The organism is Chloroflexota bacterium (genome assembly GCA_020850535.1).
In the GTDB taxonomy this organism is placed as follows: Bacteria; Chloroflexota; UBA6077; order UBA6077; family JACCZL01; genus JADZEM01.
The window spans coordinates 1-8,355 of the sequence record JADZEM010000200.1 but is presented as its reverse complement, the minus strand read 5'-3'; the positions used below and the strand labels follow the sequence as shown (position 1 = coordinate 8,355).

Below are 8,355 nucleotides of genomic sequence, written 5' to 3'. Positions count from 1 at the left end.
GGGCCACCTCGCGGCCCCATCCTTGCCATACTCCTAGCGGGTCCATCATCTGCCTCCCTTCGGTCATTCAACCTCCGGGTTCCGCAGATGGTGGACCCGCCTTCGCAATAACTGTCGGGAAGTCAGCTCCCGCGCACAGGGAGAGGGGGCCGGGGGGTGAGGGCCTTCCCAGGCCGGGGGGTGAGGGCCTCCCAGGGCGCGGGTGAGGGCCTCGTCGCTAGACGAGCAGCCGCATCGGGTGCTCCAGGAAGCCCTTGAGCGCCTGGAGGTAGCGCGCGCCGTTCGCGCCGTCGAGCACGCGGTGATCCACCGAGAGCGTTACCCGCATGCGGTCGCGGATCTGCACGTCGCCGTCGATCACCACCGGTTCCTTCGTCACCATGCCGACAGCCAGGATGGCCGCCTCCGGCGAGTTGATGACCGCCGTGAAGTGCTCGATGCCGAACATGCCCAGGTTGCTGATGGTGAAGGTGCCGCCCGAGTAGTCGGCCGGGGTCAGCTTGCCGGCCCGGGCCTTGTCGATCAGCGCCTTCGACTCGCGGGCGATCTGCCCGACGCTCTTCTGGTCCGGATCCCGCAGGACCGGCACGATGAGGCCGTTCTCCAGCGCCACGGCGATGCCGATGTGAATCCGCTTCTTGCGGAGGATCTTGTCCCCGCCGAAGCTGACGTTCACGTCCGGCTGCGCCCGCAGCGTCAGGGCGCAGGCCTTGACGATCAGATCGTTGACCGAGACGCGGGTATCGTCGCCGGCCGCCTCCAGCTCGGCGTTGACCTGCTTCCGCAGCTCGATCAGGCGCGTCACGTCGTAGACCGAGGTCAGGAAGAAGTGCGGCGCGCTCTGGAGCGACTCCACCATCCGCCGGCCGGTGACCTTGCGGATGTTGTTGAGCGGAACCTCTTCGATCTCCTGGTCCGGGCCAGCCTGGACCGCGGCCGGCGCAGCTGCGGAGGACGGAGCAGCAGCCTGCGTCGCGGCCGGTGCAGATGCAGCAGACGGCTGGGGGGTGGGCGGCGTTGTTCCGCCCTCGGCCAGCTTCTCCACGTCCGCGCGGATCACCCGGCCGCCGGGGCCGCTGCCCTGCACAGATGCCAGGTCGATCCCCTTGTCGCGGGCGATGGCGCGGGCCATCGGCGAGGCGCGGACCTCGCCGTTGGGGGCGGGGGGAGCTTCCGTCTGGGCCGGCGCAGCGGTTGAGGCCGGTGCGGCAGCGCCACCACCGGGGGCCGCTGCCGTCTCGCCGCCTGGGAACGTGCCGTAGCCGTAGGTGCGCTGTGGCTCGGCCGGCTTCTCGGGAGCGGCTTGTGCGGGCGCAGAGGCCGACGCGGCTACCGGGGCCTCTGCCTTTGGTGCTTCAGCCGGCGCGGGGGCTGGTGTGGCCGCTGCTGATGCACCTGAGCCGTCCCCGATCAGCATGATCGGCTGGCCGATGGGCACCGTCTCGCCCTCGCCGACCAGCACCTTCTCGACGACGCCGCCCTCGTAGGCCTCAAGCTCCATCGTCGCCTTGTCGGTCTCGATCTCCAGCAGGATCTCGCCCTTCTGGACCTGATCCCCCGGCTTCTTGAGCCACCTGGCGATGGTGCCCTCGGTCATCGTGTCGCTGAGCCGAGGCATCGTGACTTCAGCCACGGGCCACCCCCGCGAGACCGGGGATCACGATGCCACCGTTGCGGCGCGCCCCGCCCGAGGCCGCCAGCGTCGCGCGGACGGCGTCCACGAGATGCTGGGCCGTCGGCAGCGCCGACAGCTCCATGACCTTGGAGTAGGGAAGGGCGACCTCCGCCGCCGCGATCCGCCGGACCGGGGCGTCCAGGTAGTCAAAGGCATACTCCTGGATCGTCGCCGCGACTTCCGCGCCGACGCCGTAGGAGCGCCAGTCTTCCTCGAAGACCACCGCGCGGTTCGTCTTCTTGACCGAGTTGACGATGGTGGTGCGGTCCAGCGGGCGCAGCGAGCGGATGTCCACCACCTCGGCGTCGATGCCGTACTCGTTCGCCAACTGCTCGGCCACGTTCACCGCCACCGCCGCCATCCGCGAGTAGGCGATGATCGAGATGTCCTTGCCCTCGCGCTTGATGTCGGCGGTCCCCAGCGGGATCACGTCGTCCGGGCCATCCTCCGGCACCTCGCCGCGCGTGTTGTAGAGCGCGAGGTTCTCCAGGAAGATGACCGGATCGTCGTCGCGGATGGCCGACTTGAGCAGACCGCGCGCGTCGGCCGGGGTGGACGGCGCGACCACCTTGAGGCCGGGCACGTGCGCGAACCAGACCTCGGGATTCTGCGAGTGCGTGGCGGCAAGCTGCTGGCCGCCGCCCCCGGGCGTCCGAATCACCATCGGCACCCGGGACTGCCCACCGAACATGTAGTGGATCTTGGCGGCGTGGTTCACGATCTGGTCGATGGCCAGCATGATGAAGTTGATCGTCATGATCTCGACGACGGGCCGCAGCCCGAGCATCGCCGCGCCGACGGCCGCCCCGACGAAGCCCTCTTCGGCAATCGGCGTGTCGCGGACGCGCTTCTCGCCGAACTCCTGGAGCAGGCCAGCCGTGATCTTGTACGAGCCCTCGAACACGCCGATCTCTTCGCCCATCAGGACGACGTTCTCGTCGCGGAGCATCTCGTCGCGTAGGGTGTCGTGGAGGGCCTGGCGATAGGTGATGATCGCCATCGGTCAGCGGCCTCCTAGCGCGGCGGCCCCGCCGATATCGGCCAGGCCCGTGTGGTCGCCCGGCAGCGAGCGGTCGATGTTCGGGACTTCAGAGGCAAAGTCGAACACGTAGAGATCCTTGGGTTCGGGCTCTGGCGACTCGTCGGCGAACGCGACGGACGCCTCGACGATCCGGTTGACCTGATCGTCGATCTGCTTCAGGCCGTTCTCGTCCAGCAGGCCGGCGTCCAGCAAGGAGCGGCCATACGCCGGGATCGGATCGTGCGAGCGGCCCTTCTCGACAAACTCACGCGGGCGGTAGCGGTCCGGATCGACCACCGAGTGCCCACGGTGGCGGAAGCTGACCGCTTCGAGGACGGTCGGCGCCTTGTCCTTGCGGCCGGCCTCGACGGCGCGGAGCGTGGCGTCGCGGACGGCCAGCAGGTCGTTGCCATCCACCCGCTCGGCGCGCATCCGGTACGCGCAGGCCTTCTTGTACAGATCCGGCTCGGCGGAGCCCTTCTCGACGCTGGTGCCCATGCCGAACTGGTTGTTCACGATCAGGAAGATGACCGGCAGGTTCCAGAGCTGGGCTATGTTCAGGGACTCGTGCCAGGCGCCGATGTTGGTGGTGGCGTCGCCCATCTGGCAGACGACGACCTCATCCAGCCCCTTGTGGGCGATGGTCAGCGCCGCGCCCGTCGCCAGCGGCAACTGCCCGCCGACGATGGCGTACCCGCCCATGAAGCGGGCCTCGGCGTCGAAGAGGTGCATCGAGCCGCCGCGGCCCCGCGAGACGCCCGTCTCCTTGCCGAACAGCTCGGCCATCACCCGGTTCGGATCGACGCCGCGCCCGAGGATGTAGCCGTGCTCGCGGTAGTTGGTGAAGACGTAGTCGCGCGGTTCGAGCGCGGACATCACGCCGACGACGGTGGCCTCCTCGCCCAGGTTCAGGTGGCAGTAGCCGCCGATCTTGGCGCGGGTGTACATCTCGCCGGTCTTCTCCTCGAAGCGGCGGATCAGCACCATCTGTCGGTAGAAATCGATCAGTTGCTCGCGCGACTCCGGCCGGCCGCGTAGGCTGGTGGGCGACTGTGCCGTCGCCGCTACGTCCGTCTCCGCTGAGCCGTGTCCATTCGGCTCGGCGTTGCGCTTGCGGGACGCGGTGCTCGTCCGTCCGCCACCTTGCGCGGCGGCACGACCGCCTGAGCCGCTCCGTGCGCTGCCGTTGCTCGCCATCATGCCTTTCCCAACCTCACACAGCCGGTCACGTGCCAGCGTCGATCGACTGCTGCTGAACTCGTCCGTGGCCGGAGCGCCCGACCACCTGCGTGGCCGAACTTACATGCCAGGGTTCTGCCGCTCGTGGCGGAAGTTGTCCGCCGTTCCGCACTTCCAACACCGCTCCGGCGGGGCCTTCCCTCGGCTGACCTCGCCGCAGACGTCGCAGATCCAGTGGAGCACGAATTCCCGGAGGATGTCGCCACGGCTGACGATCCCCACCAGCTCACGCCCACGGAAGACCGGCAGCCGCGCCAGCCGCTGCTCGATCAGGAGCGCCCGCGCCGCGCGGATGTCCGCGTCCTCGGCGATGGTCACCACGTCCGGACTCATCACCTCGCCGGCGGTGTCGCCGTCCCGCGCGAGGAGATCGAAGTCGCTGACCATGCCCACCAGCTCGCCGTCATGGGTGAGGACCGGGAGCCCGCTGAACCGCCGCTCCGCCAGGATGCGCGCCACCTCGAGCACCGAGGTATCGTCGGTGACGCTCACAACATAGCGGCTCATGATATCGCGGACCCTGACGGGCGTGGCAGACGGTGGTGTCGCGGACACAGAAACTCCCCCGGCGCAGCACGCCGGTTCCATAAGTGAGGGTAGCATATCGGCACAGTCAGATTGATAGGTTCCAGCGCCCGGCGGACCATGCCTCCGCGTTGTGCAGGTTGCCCGCCGGAGCGGGGGTGCTCGCCCGCCGTGGTAGCATCGAGGACGACCAGATCCCTGTCGGCTCATCGTCCGGAGCGACTCAGAGCATGCTGCTGACTGCTTTCCGCCTTGACGGTTGCCCGGCCCGATGACCCTCGGGTGGGAGCCGTCCGCGCCGTGGCATCTGGTCGTGACGGGGCTGGCGCTGCTGGCGGCCGCCCTGCTGCTGGGACGCGGCGTCGTGGACGGCTGGCTGGTCTTCGCGCGGCGGGGGCCGGTGCGCGGCCTCGTCCTGTTGCTCTCGCTGCTGGCCGGCCTGATGCTGACCGTCGCTGCCTGGAACCCGGTCCTGACCGCCCCCATAGACCCGAGCCGCCTGCATCTGGTGGTGGTGGCGGACGTGTCGAGCAGTGTGCTGCGGGCGGATGGCGGCTGGCCGGCCGTCCGCGAGCGCGCGTCTCGCCTCCTTGACTCCCTGGTGACGGCCCTCCCCCCTGAGATGCGCGCCGCCAGCACGGCCAGCATCGTGACCGTCCGCAGCGGCGTGACGGTGGCCCGGCGCAGCCTGCCACTGGCCGATCTCTCGCGCGCGCTGCGGACCGTCGAGCCGGGCGAGTTCGCCAGTGGGGCCGGCACCAACCTCGGGGCCGGGCTTCAGCAGGCCCGCGAGCTGATCGAAGCGGCACAGGTGCAGGGAAGCGTCCTGCTCGTCAGCGACGGCCACGAGAACGAGGGGACGCCAGACGCGAACGTCCTCACAGCAGCCCAGCGGTTGGCGCGGCAGGGCATCCCCGTCCACGTGCTGCCCGTCGCCAGCGGCCAGCCGGAGCTGGCGATTGCCGCCGCCAACCTGCCGGCTCGCGTGGAGGCCGAGAGCCTGACCTACCTTCGGGCGGTCCTGGCGAACGGACGGGCCGGACCAGTTCAGGCGGCGCTCGCGACTACCCAGAACGGCGACGCAGCTGCCGCCCCACCGCCGGAGCAGGCCCGCCTCGACGCCGGCGCGTTCGGGCGGGTGCGCCAGCCGATCCGCTTCGAGGGCCTGGGCCTCCAGACCGTCGATCTGGTGCTGACGCCGTCCGATGGGGCCGGCGAGCACCGCCGCCGACTCTTCACCCACGTGACCCGTCCCCCACGCATCCTCTCCATCGGCGGGGACCATCGCTGGATCGACGTGCTGCCGGCCGGGGCGGCGCGCGTCGAGCAGATCGGCCCGCGAGACCTGACCTCCCCCGAGCAGCTCAAGGACGTGGACGCCGTCGTCATCGGCAGCGTCTCGGCGGATCAGCTTGCGCCCGAGACTGGCCCCGTGCTGGACCGCGCCGTCCGCGAGGAGGGCATCGGGCTGCTGGTGCTGAACGGCGGCCACGAGGGCGCCCCGCCAGACGGCCCGACTATCCTCGCGAGCTACGCCGAGACGGGCATCGGGGCGCTGCTGCCGGTGGTCCCAGGGCCGCGCCCGTTCACCCAGGAAGCGCCAGCGCGGCAGGTCGTCATCATGATCGACGCCTCGGGGAGCATGGGCGGCTGGCGGCTGAACAAGGCCAAAGAGATCGCCACCTACGTCATCCAGCATCGGCTGCGGCCCCAGGACCACCTCGACGTGCTGGTGTTCACGACCGGAGCGTTGCACATCGTCGAGAATCTCCCGATGGACGAGGCCGGCAAGCGGTTCGCCATCGATCAAGTCAGCCGCATCCAGATCGGCGGCGGCACCGATCCATCCGAAGCCCTGCGGCTGATCGCCGGGCGCAAGCTGGAGAACTGCGGGCTGCTGTTCATCTCGGACGGTGAGTTCGGGGCCGTCAGCGCCCGCCCGGAGTGCAAGACGACGGCCTTCGCGATCGACTCGCCGGGCATCGTGCCCGGCTCGGCCATCGCCCGCCTCGGCGACGCGATCCCGGTGCCGCAGAGCTTCAACCCGGCCGCCATCACCCTGCCCTACTTCGAGCCGGAGCAGCGGACCCGCTACTTCGAGCCGGGCGAGTTCGTCGGGGCGCAGACGGATGCGCTGGCCCGCCCGGGCGGCCGGCCGCTGATCCCCGCTCTCCCTGTCGACGGCTCGGCCGTCAGCCATGCGAAGCCGGACGCCGAGGTCTACGCCGTCCGCCCGCGCCTGACCGACCCGCTGCTGGCGCTCCGTCCGGCCGGGCGCGGCTACGTCGGCGTCTTCACCGGGGCCGTGCCGACCGCCTGGGCCGGGCAGGCCGAGGCGGGCCGGGCGGTGGCAAGCTGGCTCGACGCCATCGTGCCGTACGCCGCCCGTGACCGCTACGACTTCCGGCTGGCGGATCGCGGGGATCGGATCGATCTCCAGATCGCGCTGCTGGCCCAGGACGGCCGCATTCCGGCCGTACAGTCGGTCGGGGCGCGGGTTGAGGTCGCGGGCAAGCCGCCGGTCGGCGTAGCGCTGCGGCAGGCGGCCGATCTGGTCTCGACGTTCGTCGGGACGATGCGCCTGCCACGCGAGCAGGCCGCGCAGACGGGCATCCTGGTACTGGAGGAGGCCGGCCCCGACGCGTTGCGCCGGCCGCAGCGGATTCCGCTGGTGATCCCACCGGCCGCCAGCCTCACCGAGACGGCCACCTCCGAAGCGTACAGCTACGGCCTCAACGAGCCGCTGCTGCGTCGCGTCGCCGAGGTGACGGGGGGCGTCTACGACCCGCCGCCGGACGCGACGCCGCTGGCGGCCCGTCCGGCGGCCCCGCCCTCAACGCCGTTCTGGCCCTGGCTGCTGACGATTGGCGGCAGTCTGTATCTCGCCGCCATCGCCCTGCAACGCCTGAACCTGTGAGCCTCTGCCTCAGGCGTGCGCCGCCGCGGCTGCCGCCGCCTCGACCTCGTCCTTCGCCAGCCGCAGCCGCACGATCGACTCGCCAACCGACTCGATCTGCAACCGCGACACCTCGACGGTGTCGCCACCGCCGAACAGTGTTCGCAGCGCGCCGCCGACCCGCAGCACGAAGCCCTGGACCCGGCCGCTGTCCGCATCGAAGCGCAGATCGTCCACCACGCCGATGTCGTCGCCGTGGCGATCCAGCACCAGCGCGCCCTTCGTGAGGGTCACCGCGTCCGGATCCTCCAGATCGACCGTCTCGTCCGGGACCAGGATCGGCATCGACATGCCCATCGGGTCCACGGCCAGTGGGTAGGCGTAGCTGCCTGCTGGGAAGGCGTAGCCAGCCGGCGCAACCCAGGTGCCGGGAGGTGGCCCGTACTCTTCCGGCCGGAAGTCTGGCAGCCGCTCCAGCTCGTCCTTCGTCAACGTGAGGCGGATGGCATCGCCGTCCTGGCTGCCCCGCTCGATGTCCTCGCGCGGCACCATGATGTCGCGCCCGAAGATCGCACCCGTCCGGACGACAATCGAGGTCACTTCATTCGTTCGTGGGTCGATGATGGCGCGGTCCACGCTGCCGATGTTGTGGCCGTCGCTGGCGCGAACCTTCGCATCAAGATCGAGTCGCATCAGATTGCTCCCTCCCAGCCTTCCGCACCCCGCTGTGCGTGCTGGCGTGACACCGGCCTCAAAGCAAGTCCGGTGCCATGGCGTCGTCGTTGGCCTGCCGGGAGGCCCCTGCCTCAGGGCGATTGCCTGTTCATTGGTGTCCCCGAAGCATCATGGAACGGGCGGTCGGGGGTTGAAACCCCCGCCTACAGTCACGCCGTCGCTGCGCGACGGCCGTCGGGAACGGCAGGCACTGGTGCGACTGGCGCGTCGCGCAGCGACTGCAGGATCGTAGGCGGGGCTTTCAAGCCCCGACGCGGCGGCACG

The 8,355-nt window shown here is 70.2% G+C and carries 6 protein-coding genes; 1 reads left to right on the top strand and 5 read right to left on the bottom strand.

The genetic code is table 11. From position 1 onward, the window contains the following. Positions 1-217 precede the first annotated feature (217 nt). From IT306_28640 to IT306_28625, 4 genes are all read right to left on the bottom strand, one after another. Positions 218-1,633 (bottom strand): 2-oxo acid dehydrogenase subunit E2, encoded by a 1,416-nt coding sequence (locus IT306_28640; protein ID MCC7372416.1) that lies wholly within the window; start codon positions 1,631-1,633, stop codon positions 218-220. Then, positions 1,626-2,675 carry an alpha-ketoacid dehydrogenase subunit beta gene (locus tag IT306_28635; GenBank protein MCC7372415.1) on the bottom strand — a complete coding sequence of 350 codons (1,050 nt, stop codon included), beginning with the start codon at positions 2,673-2,675 and terminating at the stop codon, positions 1,626-1,628. The genes IT306_28640 and IT306_28635 overlap by 8 nt, the downstream gene beginning before the upstream one ends. A 3-nt stretch (positions 2,676-2,678) precedes the next feature. Beyond that, complete coding sequence (pdhA, locus tag IT306_28630; GenBank protein ID MCC7372414.1) at positions 2,679-3,893, bottom strand: pyruvate dehydrogenase (acetyl-transferring) E1 component subunit alpha; 1,215 nt, start codon at positions 3,891-3,893, stop codon at positions 2,679-2,681. Between the two features lie 102 nt (positions 3,894-3,995). Further along, positions 3,996-4,442, bottom strand: coding sequence for a CBS domain-containing protein (locus tag IT306_28625; protein MCC7372413.1), 447 nt, complete (start codon positions 4,440-4,442; stop codon positions 3,996-3,998). A gap of 289 nt (positions 4,443-4,731) precedes the next feature. Between IT306_28625 and IT306_28620 the strand changes: the two genes are divergently transcribed. Continuing rightward, positions 4,732-7,377, top strand: a complete 2,646-nt coding sequence (locus IT306_28620) for a VWA domain-containing protein (GenBank protein ID MCC7372412.1) — start codon at positions 4,732-4,734, stop codon at positions 7,375-7,377. Between the two features lie 9 nt (positions 7,378-7,386). Here the strand turns inward: IT306_28620 and IT306_28615 are convergent, their stop codons facing one another. Beyond that, entirely contained in the window at positions 7,387-8,049 is a 663-nt protein-coding gene (locus IT306_28615; GenBank protein MCC7372411.1) for a PRC-barrel domain-containing protein, read from the bottom strand. Positions 8,050-8,355 lie beyond the last annotated feature (306 nt).

Coding starts and splice junctions, on each gene's coding strand:
- IT306_28615 (MCC7372411.1), bottom strand. CDS start 8,049: ATGCGACTCGATCTTGATGCGAAGGTTCGCGCCAGCGACGGCCACAAC.
- IT306_28620 (MCC7372412.1), top strand. CDS start 4,732: ATGACCCTCGGGTGGGAGCCGTCCGCGCCGTGGCATCTGGTCGTGACG.
- IT306_28625 (MCC7372413.1), bottom strand. CDS start 4,442: ATGAGCCGCTATGTTGTGAGCGTCACCGACGATACCTCGGTGCTCGAG.
- pdhA (MCC7372414.1), bottom strand. CDS start 3,893: ATGGCGAGCAACGGCAGCGCACGGAGCGGCTCAGGCGGTCGTGCCGCC.
- IT306_28635 (MCC7372415.1), bottom strand. CDS start 2,675: ATGGCGATCATCACCTATCGCCAGGCCCTCCACGACACCCTACGCGAC.